Annotated in this window: 19 protein-coding genes, 1 tRNA gene and 1 rRNA gene; 13 read left to right on the top strand and 8 right to left on the bottom strand. The window is 46.4% G+C overall.

The features are described 5' to 3' along the window. Positions 1–3: 3 nt before the first annotated feature. The 4 genes from rrf (at position 4) to KFE26_RS09270 (ending at position 1,733) form a co-directional block, all read left to right on the top strand. Positions 4–119 (top strand): 5S ribosomal RNA (rrf, locus tag KFE26_RS09255). A gap of 36 nt (positions 120–155) precedes the next feature. Continuing rightward, positions 156–232, top strand: a tRNA-Asp gene (locus KFE26_RS09260). A 379-nt stretch (positions 233–611) separates the two neighbouring features. Beyond that, a complete protein-coding gene (locus KFE26_RS09265) occupies positions 612–1,124 on the top strand; it encodes a DUF1993 family protein (protein ID WP_063885021.1) in 513 nt (170 codons plus the stop codon). A gap of 411 nt (positions 1,125–1,535) precedes the next feature. Beyond that, the gene (locus KFE26_RS09270) at positions 1,536–1,733 is read left to right on the top strand and encodes a hypothetical protein (protein ID WP_006079715.1); all 198 of its coding nucleotides are present in this window, start codon (positions 1,536–1,538) and stop codon (positions 1,731–1,733) included. A 105-nt stretch (positions 1,734–1,838) separates the two neighbouring features. Here KFE26_RS09270 and KFE26_RS09275 read toward each other — a convergent pair whose 3' ends face one another. From KFE26_RS09275 to KFE26_RS09305, 7 genes are all read right to left on the bottom strand, one after another. Then, the gene (locus tag KFE26_RS09275; protein ID WP_212600213.1) at positions 1,839–2,306 is read right to left on the bottom strand and encodes a GNAT family N-acetyltransferase; all 468 of its coding nucleotides are present in this window, start codon (positions 2,304–2,306) and stop codon (positions 1,839–1,841) included. A gap of 99 nt (positions 2,307–2,405) precedes the next feature. Next, positions 2,406–3,722, bottom strand: coding sequence for a sensor histidine kinase (locus tag KFE26_RS09280; protein ID WP_212600214.1), 1,317 nt, complete (start codon positions 3,720–3,722; stop codon positions 2,406–2,408). Between the two features lie 5 nt (positions 3,723–3,727). After that, positions 3,728–4,387 (bottom strand): response regulator transcription factor, encoded by a 660-nt coding sequence (locus tag KFE26_RS09285; RefSeq protein WP_006079718.1) that lies wholly within the window; start codon positions 4,385–4,387, stop codon positions 3,728–3,730. Further along, entirely contained in the window at positions 4,387–4,653 is a 267-nt protein-coding gene (locus tag KFE26_RS09290) for a PepSY domain-containing protein (RefSeq protein WP_012196525.1), read from the bottom strand. Before KFE26_RS09290 ends, KFE26_RS09285 begins: the two co-directional genes overlap by 1 nt. Then, positions 4,646–5,209, bottom strand: a complete 564-nt coding sequence (locus KFE26_RS09295) for a diheme cytochrome c (RefSeq protein WP_212600215.1) — start codon at positions 5,207–5,209, stop codon at positions 4,646–4,648. The genes KFE26_RS09290 and KFE26_RS09295 overlap by 8 nt, the downstream gene beginning before the upstream one ends. Positions 5,210–5,312: 103 nt before the next feature. Continuing rightward, complete coding sequence (locus KFE26_RS09300) at positions 5,313–5,759, bottom strand: DUF1924 domain-containing protein (protein ID WP_113941379.1); 447 nt, start codon at positions 5,757–5,759, stop codon at positions 5,313–5,315. A 53-nt stretch (positions 5,760–5,812) separates the two neighbouring features. Continuing rightward, the gene (locus tag KFE26_RS09305) at positions 5,813–6,400 is read right to left on the bottom strand and encodes a cytochrome b/b6 domain-containing protein (protein WP_212600216.1); all 588 of its coding nucleotides are present in this window, start codon (positions 6,398–6,400) and stop codon (positions 5,813–5,815) included. A 216-nt stretch (positions 6,401–6,616) separates the two neighbouring features. On the opposite strand from KFE26_RS09305, the gene KFE26_RS09310 reads away from it, so the two are divergent. Together KFE26_RS09310 and KFE26_RS09315 are read left to right on the top strand one after the other, a co-directional pair. Beyond that, a complete protein-coding gene (locus tag KFE26_RS09310; RefSeq protein WP_212600217.1) occupies positions 6,617–7,072 on the top strand; it encodes a DUF2809 domain-containing protein in 456 nt (151 codons plus the stop codon). A 67-nt stretch (positions 7,073–7,139) separates the two neighbouring features. Further along, complete coding sequence (locus KFE26_RS09315; RefSeq protein WP_212600218.1) at positions 7,140–7,643, top strand: hypothetical protein; 504 nt, start codon at positions 7,140–7,142, stop codon at positions 7,641–7,643. Between the two features lie 166 nt (positions 7,644–7,809). Here KFE26_RS09315 and KFE26_RS09320 read toward each other — a convergent pair whose 3' ends face one another. Continuing rightward, the gene (locus tag KFE26_RS09320) at positions 7,810–9,330 is read right to left on the bottom strand and encodes an aldehyde dehydrogenase family protein (protein WP_011918478.1); all 1,521 of its coding nucleotides are present in this window, start codon (positions 9,328–9,330) and stop codon (positions 7,810–7,812) included. Between the two features lie 259 nt (positions 9,331–9,589). On the opposite strand from KFE26_RS09320, the gene KFE26_RS09325 reads away from it, so the two are divergent. The 7 genes from KFE26_RS09325 (at position 9,590) to KFE26_RS09355 (ending at position 19,008) form a co-directional block, all read left to right on the top strand. After that, positions 9,590–11,491 (top strand): sigma-54-dependent Fis family transcriptional regulator, encoded by a 1,902-nt coding sequence (locus KFE26_RS09325; RefSeq protein WP_212600219.1) that lies wholly within the window; start codon positions 9,590–9,592, stop codon positions 11,489–11,491. Positions 11,492–11,773: 282 nt separating this feature from the next. Continuing rightward, positions 11,774–13,294 (top strand): catalase, encoded by a 1,521-nt coding sequence (locus tag KFE26_RS09330; RefSeq protein WP_283090729.1) that lies wholly within the window; start codon positions 11,774–11,776, stop codon positions 13,292–13,294. A 177-nt stretch (positions 13,295–13,471) separates the two neighbouring features. Continuing rightward, a complete protein-coding gene (locus KFE26_RS09335; RefSeq protein WP_212600220.1) occupies positions 13,472–13,990 on the top strand; it encodes an ankyrin repeat domain-containing protein in 519 nt (172 codons plus the stop codon). A gap of 173 nt (positions 13,991–14,163) precedes the next feature. Further along, entirely contained in the window at positions 14,164–15,144 is a 981-nt protein-coding gene (locus KFE26_RS09340) for an MDR family oxidoreductase (RefSeq protein ID WP_212600221.1), read from the top strand. A 321-nt stretch (positions 15,145–15,465) separates the two neighbouring features. Continuing rightward, entirely contained in the window at positions 15,466–16,986 is a 1,521-nt protein-coding gene (locus KFE26_RS09345; RefSeq protein ID WP_212600222.1) for a flavocytochrome c, read from the top strand. 28 nt (positions 16,987–17,014) lie between these two features. Further along, on the top strand, positions 17,015–17,374 hold the full coding sequence (locus tag KFE26_RS09350; protein ID WP_212600223.1) for a cytochrome c3 family protein: 360 nt from the start codon (positions 17,015–17,017) through the stop codon (positions 17,372–17,374). Between the two features lie 389 nt (positions 17,375–17,763). Further along, the gene (locus KFE26_RS09355; RefSeq protein WP_212600224.1) at positions 17,764–19,008 is read left to right on the top strand and encodes a hypothetical protein; all 1,245 of its coding nucleotides are present in this window, start codon (positions 17,764–17,766) and stop codon (positions 19,006–19,008) included. Positions 19,009–19,057 lie beyond the last annotated feature (49 nt).

Consider the following 19,057-nt stretch of genomic DNA (forward strand, 5'->3'; position numbering starts at 1 on the left):
TTGCTTGGTGACAATAGCCTTGTGGAACCACCTGATCCCATCCCGAACTCAGAAGTGAAACGCAAACGCGCCGATGGTAGTGTGGGGTCTCCCCATGTGAGAGTAGGTCATCGCCAAGCGCCTAATTTAGGTTAACGTGTAGACGTTAAGCTAAAGGAGCGGTAGTTCAGTTGGTTAGAATACCGGCCTGTCACGCCGGGGGTCGCGGGTTCGAGTCCCGTCCGCTCCGCCAACATTAAGAGATAAGCCTCATCGAAAGATGAGGCTTTTTTCGTTATGGCGTCGTGGATAATTCGTGTCAGTGATGCACATGCTTTGGGTTCGAAGTATGTGGTTATCGTCATAGCCGGCCATCCCAATTCCTACGAGTGTACGTTATTGTTATTCGGATCAGTCCGAGATAATTTTAATCTCTTAGCTTGTAGCTGACGCTCTATCCCTACAGGTAACGTCTATCTTTTTCTTGTCCTAATTGACTTAATATCGTTTATATTGAAGTATTTATTATTAAGCAGATACTTAAATTCCAAGAATGATTGAAATTGAGTAATTTGCCCCAAGATCGTCTTAAGTGCTGCAGTTTTGTAGCGTCCATCAATGAGGTCTATGCCATGCTTTATGATTTAACGGTTGTACAATTTAGCAAGATGCTGAAAAATTTAAGCGTTATTCTTGAAAAAGGCGAATGCTTCGCAAACCTCAAGAAAGTTGATATGGCGGTTCTTTTAAACTCACGTTTAGCGCCGGATCAATTCAATCTTATTCGCCAAGTTCAAATTGCCTGCGATACTGCCAAAATTGGCGTAGCACGTTTGACTGATAACTTAGATACAGTACCAAAGCATGATGATAGCGAGACGACGCTGGCTGAGTTGCAAGCGCGTATTAGCTCGGTTTTGGATTATTTAGCGACGTTTAAAGCGGATGATTTTGCTAATGCGGCCACGATCCATGTCTCACAACCACGATGGGAAGGAAAATATCTTACAGGTTATGAGTTTGCCATTGAGCACGCTATTCCGAACATTTACTTCCATGTAACAACAGCCTACGCGATTTTGCGCCACAACGGTGTTGAAATTGGCAAGAAAGATTACCTTGGCGCTATGCCATATAAGTCGTAAATCTAGGCTAGATGTAGTACTGTTGCGCAGCCTAATTGTTGCGCAGCAGCGCTTTGCCGCTCGAGCTTACCAACCTTTCTGCATTACCACCTGTTCTTTCTCTACCTATGTTATGCCGCTTTGTCGCTGGAAATTTAGGGCTCGTTAGGGTTCTGTTACGCCGATGAAGTCAATCAATACTCAGTTTTTCATTTCGACCTTACGTCTCGATTATTTTTATCCTGTTAGCATGTGATTTAATTTTGTTGGCTTAGGTAAATGATATGGGCCGTAAGTTTATGAGTCGCCAAATTATCTATTACTTAAATAGTGAATGGCGAATTGACTCATTATAAAGATGACCTGTTTGTTCGTTTTGAGCAGGGATTTACTGGAAGAGCCTATTTAAGGTTCTAATTAAAGGAGTTAGCTATGTCTATCGAATCTCAAGCCGTCGAGAGTCCAACTGATGCAACGACAACTAAGAGCAAGAAAGCAAAAAAAGCCGCCATTACTAGTGGTTTGCGCCTCAAAGACAAGTTAACCCAAGACACTCGCCGCCGAATTGAAATTCTGCACGAGCAACGCCAATTATCCAATCGTTTCGGCGTGGATATAGAAATTGACTAAAGCCTTTGGCTTGTCGCTAAGTATTAGATATCACATCTAGATATTTAGCCAGCATGTACAGCTTCACGACGCCCGTCGTGAGGCTTGCTCACTCTCCTTAAACATTCACTTCTTAAATTTATATTCCATTATCGTGACCATCTCGCCCATATAATCTTCCCGTGAAATCTTTGACCAACCAAGTGTCTGATAAAAGTCTGCTTTGTCTGCGGTAAACAAATATATTTTTTGTAATCCGAGTGCTTTGGCATAATCAACGACGGCATTGACTAATAATTTCCCTAAGCCTTTATTTCGATAGTGTGGATTAACATACACATTGGCGAGCCAAGGACTTAAGTCGGTTCGGCTGTCCATATCGGCGGCGATTAATGAAGATGATCCCATCACTTGATTTGCCTGTTCGCAGATAAACATCTTGGGGATGGCGGCGTCAGTTAAATACTCGTTCATTTCCTCAATCAACGTAGTGACTGAAGCATCCGCAGAACTCAAATGTACCCATGCTTGATGATGCCACTCCGCCAATTGTGGAATGTGTTGCGGGGCCGATTTTAGGTCGATAACTTTCATATAAATCTCTAGACTGATTGCTGAAAGGGGGAATGGGCAAATTATACCCTCTATTGGCTTGCATGAACTTAGTGGTCATAGGCCGAGTGAGTATACCGCTTAATTCGGGATCGGCAGAAATACGCTGGCTTTAAGCCCGCCTTGTTTCGCATGGCTAAAACCGAGTTCGCCTTGATAACTGTCGACGATATCTTTGCAGATAGATAATCCTAAACCATGGCCCTGGATGCTTTCATCTAGCCGAATGCCGCGCTCAATGATAACGGACAGCGCGGCATCGGAGACGCCTTCGCCATCATCACTCACTTCTATCCCATAGCCTGTGGTTGGCACGTTCTGCTGACTGATATGGATCTCAATATTTTTGCTACCATGCTTGCAGGCATTATCCAGCAAGTTGCCTAAGAGTTCGAGTAAGTCATCCCGATCAAACGGCATCACTAAGCCGCTCGTGTAATGGCTATGAATAATGCGGTCTGGGTAAATGCGCTGCATTACTTGAATCAGCGGCGCAAGATCGTCATCGAGCACGGTATAACGCCCTGGAGTTGACAGGCCGACAATCTTAGTGCGCTTAAGCTCTCTCTCGATGATGTGGTGCAGGTTTGCGAGCACTTTACTGCCCTCACTTCGCTGTTCTGGTGGAAGGCTTTCTAGGTAGGACTGCAGCCCTTGTAACGGACGTTTCATTTCGTGGGCTAAGTTACCCAAGGCATTACGGGAGCGTTGTACTCGCAGGCCCAATTGATTAACTAAGCGATCTATCTCTTCGATCAGCGGGACTATCTCGCTTGGCACTTGGTCAGGATTGATTTCTTGCCCTTGGGTGCGCATTTGCCGGATAGCTTCTGGCATCTGCTCTAAGGGTTTAAAACCGCGTTTAAGTAATTGATACTGTGCTATTAATAGAATGACAATCGTGAGCAACACGGCTGCGCTGGCAAAGGCTAAAAATTGCACTTGGGTTTGTTCGAGCTCGCTGATGTCTTCTGTCACCCACAGAGTAACTAATTGGTCATCTTTGATAACGGCCTGACTGAACATCAGCCAATGTTCTTTGCCGACAAACTCAGTGGCTTGGCGTTGTTCACCAGCGGTCAGCTTAAGCATGTTTACGTTATGGTCGAATAGGGAGCGTGAACGCAGAGTTTGCTCGCCGATTTGAATCGCAAAATAATGCCCAGAATTAACCCTGTGGTACACATTGGGCAAGCGGTCGGTGGTGAGCGCCCATGTGCCATCGGGATTATGATTCAGGGCGGAGATCAGGCTGTCGGCATCGTGTTGTAGACGCGAAGCGACAAAGTCTTGGGTTAATATTTGGATGCCTTGGTATAGAAAATATAATAACAGCACCATGGCAAAGGTGAGCGTGATCAGCAGATTGCGCGTCAGATAACCCTTGAGTGAATACACGCCTTTTACTCCTTGAGTCGATAACCTTGGCCGCGACGGGTTTCGATATAATCCTTGCCTAAACGCTGGCGCAGGCGGTTGACGTACACTTCGATGACATTGCTGTCTTTGATTTGATCTTCTTCGTAAATGCGTTCACTGAGCTCTGACTTAGAGACGATCTTGCTGGGATTGACCATTAAGTAATGCAGCAGACGATATTCAATCTTAGTCAGTTCTATCACTTCACCATCAACATTAGTGACGGCTTGTTTGTCGACATCGAGGGAGACGCCTGCATGCTGCAACACATTGTCGGCGCGGCCAAAGTGGCGGCGGATCAACACTTCGAGCCTTGCGAGTAGTTCTTCAATGTGAAAAGGCTTGCCGAGGTAATCATCCGCACCCGCCTTGAGACCGTCGACCCGTTCGTGCCACGCATCACGGGCGGTGAGAATAAGCACTGGCATAGCCAAGCCTTTTTGTCGCCATTGGCCAAGGACTTGTAAACCAGGTTTGCCGGGTAAACCGAGATCGAGGATCACGGCTTCGAAGTTTTCTTCTTCGCCTAAAAAGGCACCGTCGATACCGTTATCGGCGTGCTCGACGGTATAACCCGCCTTGTTAAGGGCGGGAATGAGGCGCGCGACCAGATCGGTATCATCTTCAATCAATAGCAAACGCATCAGTCGACCTTTTCCTTTAGCCACTCGCCGGTTTTGGCGTCAATTTTGATTTCATACACTATGCCATCATCACGAAGGATTTCGAGCTCGTAGATGATCCTTCCATGTTTTTGCTCGACTTCGAGATCGAGCAACCGCCCCTTTAGCCGTGATTCATAGCGTTGCATTATGGTGTCGAAGGGCAAAACCTTGCCCTCCTTAACCCACTCGACCACTTTGTTTGAAAGATCATCGTCGTGGGCATTGCAGCTGGGGCTGCTAATCATCCCAACGGCCAAAGCCAGGAATATTAACGGTATCTTCATCGAATATGCCCTTCTCTGCGAGGTTGTGACAATTGCTGCATTGACTGAATGAGCCGACTTTGGGGTTATCTTGCACCATACGTCTTGGGATCTCATCGTGTTTGCCAATAAAATATGCCTGTTCTGTGATCTTCTGCGGCCCAGACCCTACGAGCAGCGGCGTGCTGTTTTTCATCACCTTACCATTTTGCGCCGCATGTTGAACCAGATATTCCTCAATTCTAGCAGTGACTTGAGGATCTAGACTGGCGTTGTCACCAAAGTGATTATCAAGATTTGCGGTAATGGCGCGCCACTTATTGGCGGGGAGTAAATTGGCTGGATAAGCCATGTGGCAGCTACCACATTCTGCCGTGTATTCCGCATTCTGTGGAACGGCGCGGCTGAGCTCGCGGCCATCGTCCGCATAGCCTGTGCCGGTTAAGGTTAGGCTGACACCGATAACACCAATGGCTAATGCCGCAGCTGTGAGTGATGAACCTAAGATCCAGCTAATAGGGTGTGCTTGTTTAGTCATGACATCTTCCTTTTTGTGCCGTTACCTTCTGTGAAAGGTATTGAAATTAAATGAGCTAATTAAATGAGCTAATTAAATGAGTTATAAGGTCGACATTTGGCGGTTATTGCAGGCTTAACCAGAGTAAGGCATCGCCTTTTTCCTGCGGCGTGCAGTCGCGTTTAAAGGTCCAGTTACAGTTACGGGTAAACCATTTCTCAATTTTGGCTGAGTCGGTTAACCGATCTGCGGTAATCGACGGCGCCATAGGGTCAATGGGTTTACGGGTATTTTGGTGCATCCCCATGTCGGTGACTTTGGCGGTATGGCAACTGGCGCAGCTACGGCCGTCCATGTCCTGTAGCCAAAGCTTTTGTCCTGCGGCGGCGGTAAAGGGCCCAGCGCCTTGGGCTTGATAGCTTTGCAGCTGAGTGCCGATGCGCTCGGCGCTAAGAGGCAGGCTTTGCACTTTACTGTTGGCGGCGCTAACGCTAAGGCTAGTCAGCAGCAAGGTGGAAATTGCGACGATAGCAAGGCGACTTTTATTCGTGTGTTTGGTTAATCTGTTCATAGGGCATTCCTTTTGGGCTGGATATCTTATTGCTAAGCAAAATGGCTAATGGATTAATCTTTTTGTTCCACAGGGCGTTGTTTCTTGCCCGTGACCATGGCTCTGACTAAGTTTTCTTTGTGTAAAAGGCTGCTGACGATGACGCCGCCAACATGGATAACCACAAGGAACACGGTGAAGTTGGCAAAGAATTCATGGACTTCTTTTATGGCGCCTTCGGGCCAAGTGGCGAAAAAGCTTGTGGCTAATGGGCCGTGTCCATCGGTAGCGTACAGCGCCATGCCCGAGAATCCCGTGATGGCGATGCTGGCAATCAAGGCCACTATCATCATTGCTCCAGCGGGGTTATGGCCTATGTAGTCTTTGACTTTGCCTGTGATGAGCCCTTTGAGGTACACCAGCACTTCTTTAGGGCGAGTGATAAAGTTGCTAAAGCGCGCATTGTGGGTACCCATCACGCCCCACAGCAGGCGAAACACCAGTAAAATTAAGATGCTATAACCTGCGTAACTGTGGATGGTCATCCACTCGTCTTCGCCTTCAGTGAGGTAGGCTAAGGTAAAAAAACCGACGAGTGACCAATGGAATATGCGGATCAACAGGTCCCAGACTTTGATGGTTTGCAGTGTGTTTGATGACATGGTGTGACGCTCCTAAGTGGGTTTAGGTGTAGGCTACTTAACCCAAACTTAAACCTCGCTTAAATTTTGAGGCGCGAACATTTATCGAATTGATGGGGGTGAGTGATGCGCTTGCTCGTGTGGAGAGTCTTAAATGTCAACGAAAACTCACTTGTTAACCTATTGGTATTACGGTAAATTCTGCCATCTCAACCGAGTGAAGGGATTAACTTATTTATGTCTACCGCCGTTATTCGCGCTTTTATCAGCCGCAATCCGAGTCGTAAATCCTTTTGTATTTATGCCGTTTTATTATTTTTGACTGAAGTCTTAATCGCTTTATATGCACCTGCGGGTTTTATTCGTGGTTTTGTGGGCGATGTATTGGTGGTGATCTTGCTGTTTTGCATGGCGCGCGTTGTTGTACCCCCTGTAGTCAATCCGGTAGCCAATAGTACAGACGAGGGTATTAAACGCTTTTTTCAAACACCTTGGCTGGCGTTGGCGGTATTGCTGTTTGCCTTTGCCATCGAGTTTGGCCAATATTGGGGCTTAGTCGATAAGCTGGGCTTGGGCGGAAATCGATTGGCGCGGATAGTGATAGGTAGCCATTTTGATCCACTCGATCTCGTGGCGTATTTTGTTGGCTATTTGATCTTACTGGGCTGTTATTGGAAAAGCCGTCAGTCCTAGTGCTTTGAATCCGCAAGAGTTGCGTGACGTGTATTTTCGCAGATAGACGAGATAAGTGGGGTTAGGGATGCAACCGATAACGGGGTTTTCACTGCTAACAAAGCATGCCGATGGGGTTGAGCCTCATCCACTGAAAATGTCTCTGTATTTTAATGGCCAACCTACTCACACTTTTATTGCAGGCCTAGTGATTGAAGCCCAATATCGCTGCGTTTTATCCAATAAAACCTTGGGGTATTTGGTCATCACTTCTTTTGATTGTCCCTTCGAAGAATCGACCGAGTTTAGTCTGCTTGATGAAGGGTTTAAGCTCATTGCGACAACCTCTTTGGCGCAAATGTACGATTCTTTTCTGCTTTATGCCCATTGGCCTATGAAGGATAACCGACTGAGATTGCACTATTACGGTCAGTTTGTGCTGGATTTAGTGATGACAACGGGCAGTTCTTGGTTACCTTTTCAGCCAAAACTTAAACTGGTTGAAGTTGTCGATCCCCAAAGCGATCCACAAACAGCCTCCTCTCTTGCTGAATTAGCCCAGCGTTTAGCGCGGATTGATAATATAAACTGAGTGAGGTTTGAATTAAATTCAGTTAAAAAAGAAAGGGCTATTCGCCCTTTCATGTTTATCACTTGTATCGATTACTCATGCGGAAAGTGTTATAAGCTTGCTTGCAAAGACGTTTAAAAACCTAAATAAAAGCTTCCTCACATCAGCTTGTTTGAGCCCCAAAACCTTAGAAGAAACCTAAAGGATTCACATCGTAACTTACCAAGAGATTCTTGGTATTTTGATAGTGGTTGAGCATCATCTTATGGGTTTCGCGGCCGATGCCGGATTTTTTGTAACCACCAAAGGCGGCATGGGCAGGATAGGCGTGGTAACAGTTAATCCACACGCGGCCCGCTTGAATGCCACGTCCCATACGTTGAGCCGTGTTCATATCACGTGTCCACACGCCAGCGCCTAGGCCGTACTCAGTATCGTTCGCGATCGCTAAGGCTTCGGCTTCATCTTTAAAGGTGGTGACCGAAATCACAGGGCCGAAGATCTCCTCTTGGAAGATACGCATCTTATTGTGGCCTTTCATAATGGTTGGGCTGATGTAATAACCTTCACTTTGGCCGCCATCGAGTTGGCAAAGTGTGCCGCCCAGTAGCACTTCTGCACCTTCAGCCTTACCTATGGCTAAGTAACTTAAGATTTTATCGAACTGTTCTTTAGAGGCTTGAGCGCCAACTTGAGTGTCGGTATCCAAGGGATCGCCTTGCTTAATGGTTTGCGCACGGGCGAGCACTTTTTCGATAAAGCGATCGAAAATCGATTCTTGGACTAGCACCCGAGATGGGCAAGTACAGACTTCACCTTGGTTAAAGAAGGCCAGCAACATACCTTCGACGGCTTTATTTAAATATTCGTCCTCATGGTCCATCACATCGGCAAAAAACACGTTAGGCGACTTACCGCCAAGCTCAACGGTCGATGGAATTAAGGATTCGGCGGCGCATTTTAAAATGTGATAGCCAATTTCGGTGGAGCCCGTAAAGGCCAATTTAGCGATGCGTTTGCTGGTGGCCAAAGCTTGTCCTGCTTCGGCGCCAAAGCCGTTGACTACGTTAAGAATACCCGCGGGTAATAGGTCTTCAATCAGCTCGAGCAAGACCAGAATCGAGACTGGCGTCTGCTCCGCAGGCTTGAGTACCACACAGTTACCCGCCGCCAGCGCAGGAGCGATTTTCCATGCCGCCATCAAGAGCGGGAAGTTCCAAGGAATGATCTGCCCGACCACGCCCAAAGGCTCTGGGAAGTGATAGCTGACTGTGTTGCCGTCGATATCGGCGGCGCTGCCTTCCTGTGCACGGATACAACCCGCAAAGTAGCGGAAGTGATCGACGAATAAGGGCAAGTCGGCATTTAAGGTTTCACGCACCGCTTTACCGTTTTCCCAGGTTTCGGCGACGGCTAAGTATTCGAGATTTTGCTCGACGCGATCGGCAATGCGCAGTAACAGGTTTGAGCGCTCGGTGACTGAGGTTTTACCCCAAGCGTCTTTGGCTGCGTGAGCGGCATCTAAGGCTAATTCAATATCTTGGGCGTCGGAGCGTGGGATTTGGCAAAAATTTTGGCCATTCACGGGGGAGCGATTGTCGAAGTATTTACCATTGACTGGGGCGATCCATTTACCACCGATAAAGTTGGCATATTTTTCTTTGAAGTTAACGATTGCGCCTGCGGTTCCGGGTTGAGCATAAATCATAGAATCATTCCTTCTTGTTGATTGGCTTAGTGTTCTCTTGCGTAACACTTTAGCGTTGCATACAAATGGATATCGCAAGGAGAGTGCCAAACTGGCAGGAGTTGTACACTTGTTGTGCTAACAGTATGATGAAAAGCTAATTTTGCAGATTTGAATAAGTATGGGCACTCAGGGAGAGAAGTGTGTCCTGTGGTTACTTTGTCATTGAGTGGCACACAGCAATTGTGCCGAAACGGAACACAGCTCGGGGGGCACGGCTATGACAGTTAAACCGCATTTACCATTGACACAGGCGTGGTTGGCCGATTCGTGGCAGCGCAGCATTGGCGCTGGCTTGTCAGAATTTCAGTTACCCCAGGAACTCAGGCTCGATGCTAGTGAACTAAAGCAGAAACATGAGCAATATCAAATGCTCATCGCATTAGTGCAATCCCATGCCTTGCCTTTGTTCAATCAGTTGATGGCGCATTCTAATAGCCGACTCTTGCTCTCCGATGCCGAGGGTTATGTACTTAGGCATTGGGGCGTGAGCCATTACTCCACAAAACTGGCGGATGTGGCTCTGGATATTGGGGTGAATTGGCTTGAGCAGCATAAGGGCACTAATGCGATAGGGACGGCGCTTACGGCCAAACAAGCGGTATCCGTGGTGGGTGAGCAGCATTTTATTCGCCAGAACCGTTTTATGAGTTGCACTGCTTGCCCGATATTTTCCCCCCAAGGTGAGATGCTCGGGGTGATTGATATCACCAGCGAGCAGCAAAGGCACACCCAGCAGACGCTGATGTTAGTGTCCAGTTTGGCGCAGCAGGTCGAGACCGCGCTTTTGTGCCATCTGCCCGATAGTCATTATCGAATCGATTTAGCGGCGCAGCCAAATCTGTTGAATTCGGGTTGGCAGGGCATAGTGATTGCCGATAGTGATGGTCGCATCGTGGGTTGTAATCCCATGGCGAAACAATTGCTTAATCATGCCAAGGTGGGCGATGCCGTCGAACAGTACTTAGGCGATAATTGGAGCCGTGCGGGTGGCTTTAATCAACATTTAGCTTTGCATTTACAGACTCAATCCTTAAATATTCCCAGCGCTAAGGGGCGAGTTGCGATTAGCAATAAATCGCTCAATCAATTGGGGGTTAGGTTTCGCGATCCTCTATTAGAACGCGCTTGGCAACATGCCAATAAGGTGATCACCAAGCAAATTCCGCTGCTAGTGCTCGGTGAAACCGGCGTCGGTAAAGAGCAGTTTGTTAAAAAGCTCCATGCCCAGAGTGCACGTCGCACCGAGCCCTTAGTGGCAGTGAACTGCGCCGCATTGCCCGCTGAATTAGTCGAATCTGAACTTTTTGGTTATCAGGCTGGCGCTTTTACTGGGGCAAACCGCACTGGATTTATCGGTAAAATTCGCCAAGCCCACGGCGGCTTTTTGTTTTTAGATGAGATTGGTGAAATGCCGCTGGCGGCCCAGAGTCGTTTACTCAGGGTATTGCAAGAGCGCGAAGTGGTACCCGTTGGCAGTAATCAAAGTTTTAAAGTCGATATCCAAATCATTGCTGCAACCCATATGGATTTAGAAAAGCAGGTTGCGCAAGGGCTGTTTCGACAGGATTTGTTCTATCGACTCAATGGCTTGCAGGTGCGTTTACCTGCGCTGCGTGAACGGCAGGATATCGAGCGTATTATCCATAAATTACACCGTAAACATCGTATTGCTGCGCAGGATATCTGCCCTGAATTGTTAGGACAAATGATGCAATACGACTGGCCGGGGAATTTGCGTGAGCTGGATAACCTCATGCAAGTCGCTTGCTTGATGGCTGAAGGAGACAGCACCCTCAATTGGCAACATTTACCCGATTATCTGGCGGCCAAACTCACATGCGAGCCGTTAAAAGGAGACCTGTTACAAGCTGCCCCCTTATGTGATGAATTTAAAGAGGTAAGCCGTCAACGTTCTGCATCACCCCTGCAAAGTGGTAAGTTCGCTGTGGAGCCGAATGTCACAAAGGTTCAATCGGATTCCCTAAATGAGGCGATTTATAGCAATGTCCTGCAGGCATACCAAGCCTGTAATGGCAATGTGAGCCAATGCGCTAAGCGTTTAGGGATCAGCCGTAATGCCTTGTACCGGCGATTAAAACAGATGGGGCTTAAGGATTAATACTCGCTTACGGCTCTTGTTACGAAGCTCAATCAATCGCCAAATATCTCCTAATCACCCCACGTTTATCCACTTCGCAATAGACTAAAACCGAGAGGTTTTAGTCCACAATCTCTAGCTTCAGTATCTGACAATGTGACTTTTTGTTGTTGCCAATTTATGTCTAATAGGTTTTATTGATTCATATAATCGATAAAGATCGTTTCTTCTAATTACAAATTCAGAACTATACTGCGGGCAGGCAGAAAAGAGCTTGGCGTTATGCATAGAAGAGGAACTGTTATGCATCTTACTAAAAGCCTTTTAATTATTTCTATGGGTCTGACATTGAATGTGCAGGCTCAAACTTTACCAACAAATACCCTGACACGTGACAATGGTGCACCTGTGGGTGATAACCAAAACTCGACCACAGCGGGCAGTAATGGCAGCGTGTTATTGCAAGATGTGCAGCTTATCCAGAAGCTACAACGCTTTGCCCGTGAACGTATTCCTGAGCGTGTCGTCCACGCCAGAGGCACAGGTGTCCATGGTGAGTTTGTATCGAGTGGCGATTTTAGTAACCTAACTCAAGCGGCACCCTTTGCACAAAAAGGTAAAGTGACGTCCGTATTTGTGCGCTTTTCTACTGTGATCCACTCGAAAGGTTCGCCAGAAACGCTGCGTGATCCCCGTGGGTTTGCGACCAAATTTTATTCGGACCAAGGTAACTGGGACTTAGTCGGTAATAACTTACCCGTATTCTTCATTCGCGATGCGATCAAGTTTCCTGACATGGTGCATTCACTCAAACCATCGCCAGTGACCAATATGCAAGATCCGAATCGTTTCTTCGATTTTTTCAGTCACGAAGCGGGTTCAACCCATATGTTGACTCAGGTTTACAGTAACTTAGGTGTACCTGCCAGTTATCGTGAAATGGACGGTTTCGGTGTGCATGCGTACAAATTTGTGAATCGAGATAACCAAGTTAAATACGTGAAATTTAACTGGAAGAGTCTGCAAGGTGTTAAAGGCTTACGTCCCGATGAAGTGGTTAAAGTCCAAGGGCAAAACTTTAACCATTTAACTGATGATCTTTATAGTGAGATCAACAAGGGTAACTATCCTAAGTGGGATCTGTACGTTCAATTACTCGACCCGACTGAGCTTAATAAGTTTGATTACAACCCGTTAGATGCCACTAAGGTGTGGCTAGATGTGCCAGAACAAAAAGTGGGCACTATGACGCTGAACCGCATGCCTGCAAACTTCTTCCAAGAGACTGAGCAAGCGGCATTTGCGCCATCGAATTTGATCCCAGGGATTGAGCCTTCGGAAGACAGATTACTGCAAGGCCGTATGTTCTCCTACGCCGATACTCAGCTGTATCGACTCGGCGCGAATTTGTCGCAATTGCCGATTAATAAACCCTTAGTGGCGGTGGCAAACCACAACCAAGAAGGTGCGGGCAATATGGGGCATACCCAGTCCGATGTGAACTATCAACCGAGCGTACATTTAGCCTTGGCCGAAGATAATCGTTATCGTGCGGTAACGACTGCGCTAACGGGGACTGTGCAACAAACGGCTATTAGCAAGCAGGATAACTTTAGCCAAGCGGGCGTCTTTTATCGCAGCTTGAGCAAGCAAGATAGAGCAGATCTGATCACTAACTTGGCCGGAGACTTAGGCAAAGTGAACGATGCCAATGTGAAACATCAGATGCTCAGTCACTTTTATCGTGCAGACCCAGAGTTTGGTGAGCTTTTAACCAAGGCCGTAAAGGGTGATCTGGCTGACGTTAAACAGCGTTCAATCTGATGTCGTTATTTTTAGGACTGTTTTGGTCGCAGAGATTTGCGCGTTAACAGTCCGAACCTAGTAAGTCCCGCAAGACGTAAACAAGCTCTTTTCTGCCCAGTTTAAGAGGGCGTCTTGCGGGCATTTCGTCACGTCTCATTGTTTAAATCTCTATTTTAGCTGTGCTGGGAGCCATTGATGAAACACACTATTGCTATCTTATTATTGATTATTGTGGCCCTGAGTATGTCGGTGGCAATGGGGGCGGGTTCGCTTCAAGCGCCATTGGTTACACCCGCAACTGTCAGTCAAACGGACGAGCCCGATACCGCACAAGTACAATTGCTGGTGGACTACTTTTTTGCTGCAGCGCGTACCGGCGATATCACAGTGCTTGAGCATTTTCTCGATGCGGGCTTCCCTATTGACCAGAGAAATAGTCAAACCTATACCGCGCTAATGGTGGCGGCTTATAACGGCCAAGAGGCTGCAACGGATTTATTGCTTGAGCATGGTGCTAATGCTTGTTTGCAAGATAAGCGTGGTAATACGGCAATGATGGGCGCTGTGATTAAGGCCGAATTCAATATTGTAAAGCGGCTATACGCGAAAGAATGCGATGCGAACCTAACGAATAATGCCGGAATGACCTTGACTGAGTTCGCCCGCTACTGGGGTCAAAGTGGCGCTTTACAGCAGGCGAGTTTAAAGCCATAAAGACGCTAAATCTTGCCATCTCTTGCGCTCGATCACTCTGGGTCATTATCTTTAATCTGTTTAGATCTCAGCATTTACTATTAGCAATAAGTCTGCTTGTTAATGATGTCTATGCCTTTTATGGTAACTTTTTGAATATCGTTTAATACGGTTTGGCCTTCGGAGAGCGATTTATGTTTGATGCCTTACTACTGACGCAAGAAGATAAACGTACGTTTGCTCAGGTTTCACAGATCACAGAAGCTGATTTACCAGAAGGGGAAGTCTTGGTTGATGTCGCCTATTCCTCGCTGAATTATAAAGATGGTTTAGCTGTGACCGGTGCGGGCAAAATCATTCGCCAGTTTCCTATGGTACCAGGCATCGATTTTGCGGGCGTGGTGCGCGAATCGACTGATGCGAGATACCAAGTTGGCGATCAGGTGATTTTGACGGGCTGGGGCGTGGGCGAAAACCACTGGGGTGGTATGGCGCAAAAAGCGCGAGTTAAAGCCGACTGGCTGGTGCCCATGCCGCAAGGTTGTGATGCCGCTAAATCCATGATGATAGGCACGGCCGGGCTTACGGCGATGTTGTGCGTGCAAGCGCTGCAACAGGCTGGGATAACACCGCAAAGTGGGGATATTCTTGTCACAGGTGCCAGTGGTGGAGTGGGTTCTGTGGCGGTGACTTTGCTCGCCAATGCAGGCTATCGCGTGGTCGCCTGCAGTGGTCGAGTTGAACAGAATGCGCCTTTATTGAAGGAGCTTGGCGCCGCAGAAGTGATTGATCGCAGTGAACTTGAACAAGATGCTAAGCCGCTTGAGGCGCAGCGCTGGGCGGGTGTGGTCGATACCGTTGGCAACAGGATCCTCGCCAAGGCATTAGCGCAAATGCAATACGGTGGCGCCGCCGCTATCTGTGGTTTAGCGGGTGGTTTTGCATTACCAACAACCGTTATGCCGTTTATTTTACGGGGTGTTAGCCTACTGGGAATCGACTCCGTTTCTTGTCCATTTGAGAAGCGAAAAGCGGCGTGGGAAGCTGTGATTAAAGCACTACCCGCACATTTTTATCAGCAAGCTTGTCAGCAGATATCATTGGCAGAGGTGCCTGATTTCGCGAATAAAATTATCCAAGGCCAAGTCACAGGGCGTGTATTAGTTAAGCTGTAATTTAATACTATTTCGTTAAAGTTAGATTTAACGAATCTCTCTACTTCAAATAAATGGCAACACATTAGTGTTGCTATTTTCGTATTTCATTCATAAAGCACCGGTTTATTTAAATTTAGTTTTCATTCTGTTGTGAACTCACTATTTGGAATGATTTCCATAATTCTGCTTAAGTCATTTTTCTAAAAAAAACTGAAGTTGGTTAATGTTTCCGTCATGTTGTTTATTTGTAGTCGAAGTAAGTCTTGATGTTCTCACGTTTTGGAATGTATTCCATCGTTATGATGTTTATGTCTATTAAAACAACAAGGGTGATGACAGATGAGTAACGCAAATCTGCTAGGACGCCGTAATTTTATCAAAGGTTTAGGTGCCGCTACTGGCGTAGCAATGGTATCGCCTGCGATGGCAGTTTCTGAGAAAGCTGACGGTATTAAGTGGGATAAAGAGATTGAAATTCTAATCGTGGGTTCAGGTTTTGCTGGATTAGCGGCTGCAATTGAAGCGACGCGCAAGGGCGCAAAAGATGTACACATTTTCGAGAAAATGTCTTACTTCGGTGGTAATTCTGCAATCAATGGTGGTTTATTCGCTGCCCCAGGCACACCAATGCAGAAAAAAGAAGGGGTGGAAGATTCAGTTGAAAAAATGGTTGCGGATCAAATTGCCTCTGGCCGCGGCATTGCTGACGAGAGCTTATTACGGCACGTAGCCTCACATGCCGTAGAAGCATTGCAAATGACGTTAGATGCTGGATCTGAATACCATCCATATTTGCAGCAGTTAGGTGGTCATTCCGTTGCGCGTACTTACCAGACAAGCGTGAGTTGTGGTGCAGGTATTACTCAGCCATTGTTAAAAGAGTGTCAGAGAATCGGTGTACGGACTCATAACCGTTCTAAGTTCGAAGGCTTCTTATTAGGTGAAAAGGGTAATGTTGTCGGCGTGAAAATGCGTGAGAACTATCATTTTGGTGAAGATCAACCTGGGAAAGTGCTAAATATTCGCGCTAAACGTGGCGTAATTATGGCAACAGGTGGTTTTGCACAGAACATTGATTTGCGCATGGCACAAGATCCTACCCTTACTTCCGAAGTGGGTTGCACCAACATACCTGGCGCTACTGGTGAAGGCATGTTGGAGATGTTCCGTTTAGGGGCTGTGCCTGTGCATCTTGCACATATTCAATCAGGCCCATGGGCATCTCCAGATGAGGGTGGGTTTGGGTATGTCTCAAATTATTCAATCTTTAACTTCCCGCACTCCATTGCAATTAACTGCATGACAGGTAAGCGCTTTATGGATGAGATTGCTGATCGGAAAACCCGAGCAGATGCAGAATTGGCGTGTCGTGATGCTAAAGGTGAGCCACTACCGCCCATTTTAATCACCAGCTTCAAAGATTCTAAACAGCATCCTAATACTGCTAAAGTTCTTAAATATAATGTGGGCTGGAAGTTCGATACGCTTGATGAATTAGCGAAACACTTTGGTGTACCACTTGAGCCATTAAAGGCGCAAATTGAAGAATATAACAATTATGTCAAAACGGGTATTGATAAACAGTTTGGCAAGAACATGGCGAAGGCTAAAGATAAATACATTAAAGCTCCATTTACCGTCGTTCGTTTATGGCCGAAAGTGCATTACTGCCAAGGTGGTGTCCAAGTGACAACAAAGGCAGAGGTTAAAGATAGTTTAACTGGTAAGCCAATCCCTGGACTTTATGCTGCAGGAGAAGTTTGTGGTGGTATTCATGGGGTGAGCCGTCTTGGTAGTTGCTCTATTCCTGAATGTATGGTGATGGGTATGACGGCAGCTCGCAGCATCATGAACGTCTAAATTTACCCGATAATACGAGGAATAAACCATGAATAAATTAACCATAGTATTCGCGCTGGTATTGGGGTGTTTACCGACGCTATCGCTATCAACTCAGGCTGTTGAACTTCGAGACTATCATAAAGATGTAATTGGTAAAGACTGCAAGGCTTGCCATGACAACGGTATAAAGCAATTTCCGTCAGACCAAGCTTGTTTGCAATGTCACGATCTGGATAAGTTAGCTGAGCAAACTGCTCGTAGTGAAGAGGATAAGTGGCAAAACCCACATAATAACCTTCATTATGGCAAAGAACTGCCTTGCCAAGAGTGTCATGGCGAGCATAAAGCTAAAAAGCCATTATGCAGTAACTGTCATACGTTTAAGTATGACAAGCATAAAGAATAAGATCTCTTAGTGAGAGGCCCATGTTGATCATGGGCTATCCCTAACCTTAGCTCTCCCCCTTATTTTTTAGGATTACAAGTTGTTGGCTCCTCTTAACTTGTGAAAAATGTTTAGCAACATTGGCGGTTTTATTATCCCTGCAAAGACAATTTACTGTTAACCGTTTCGCTTAATATGCTCCTTGGTTGTCATGGCTAAGGGGCTTTTTTCCATTTAATTCCATATTTTTCATTTATAAACGATTTGTAATCTGTTTTGTGGGTTGAGCGGTATTTTCTGCTGTCAAATTGTTGCAAATCAGTGCCGGTTAAATTTTTGGAATGGATTCCAAGCATATTATTCCACTCCAGAACGTGGTGAAAAATAATATGTAAATAAGGGAGAGATGAATGAAAAAGACAATTATTGCGTTGTCATTGTTTGCGGTAAATGGGGCGATGGCTGCTGACTTACCTGACTTCTTAGATCAGAGTGAAATTGATAATGCACAATTTAAGTGTCTGGGTGAGCCAGTAACCTATTCAAAGGCCGATCAGAGGTATGTCAATATGCTTTGGGATGAGACGCTAACTTATCTAAAAGCTTATGCCATAGCTTTAACTAACGGCGAAAACAGTCATTGTCTGAATTCAGATGAGGCCATGATCGACTCGACCCAAGGTGGTCAAAAGATGTGCATTATGGATCGCCGCGATATGAAGCTGATGGTGAAAAACATCTATCAGGTGATCAACAACGCCGATAAGGCCAAGCAATGTTTTGGTGTCCGTGAAGAGGTTAACTGGATCTATAACCCCGGTGGTGAATTAACCAAGAACTCACCTGTTGCGCAGCACTTTAAGCGTACAACTTTTGATGAATTCTTTAAGACGAAGGTGACCAATGAAGAGGTGCAGAAATTAGGTAAAACCTTCACTAATAATTTCTATAAGATGGTCACTGGTGATGAAGTGAAGATGCCTTCGGTATTCCCTTATGACATCAGCGCTAACGCTCTGCCCAATCTGTGGGCAGCCGCAGGCTGGTTCCCTATGTATGCCGAGGAGAGTAAGCGTAACGACAAGAACTTCAACAACATTCGCGGTGGCTACGCCTACGCTGAGATCTTCGGTCATTGGGGACTGCTGCGTATCGATGAGATCAATGGCGAAAAGGTAGGTGCCGAAGTTGGTATGACAGTACAGTCAGTCGATACGCTTTACCCCTACCATAATCACGCTATCTCAGAGATGTACTACAACATGCGCGTGCCAGCATGTACCAATCAGTTTAAGAGTTTTGCAGTTCGTGCAGACTCACCTCTAGTAAAAACAGTCAAGCAAGATGCCACGATGCGTCGAGTACAGTTTGATGCTGCACAGCATAATGGCTACACGATGTGGTTAGCAGGAAGTTACGACCAAGACCCCCTGATGTATTTCCACGAAAACACAATACACGCATTCGATATTGATGGTAGCTGTGAAGCTAAGCCAGAAGAGAGAGCCATAGTTTCTGTCTGGGCAAGAAGTAATGCCCATGACAAGCGTAATGATTATGGAACCACACTGCTTTGCGAATCAGCACAAAATCCTGGTACGCCAGCCAATAAAGATGAAGTCATTCAGTGTGATCTGACTCATTTGAAATGGTAACGACTACGTAATACGGCCAAGTATAAGGCGATATAAGCTTGTGCCGTGT

Origin of the sequence: Shewanella sp. M16 (assembly GCF_018224605.1) — a bacterium.
In the GTDB taxonomy this organism is placed as follows: Bacteria; Pseudomonadota; Gammaproteobacteria; order Enterobacterales; family Shewanellaceae; genus Shewanella; species Shewanella oncorhynchi.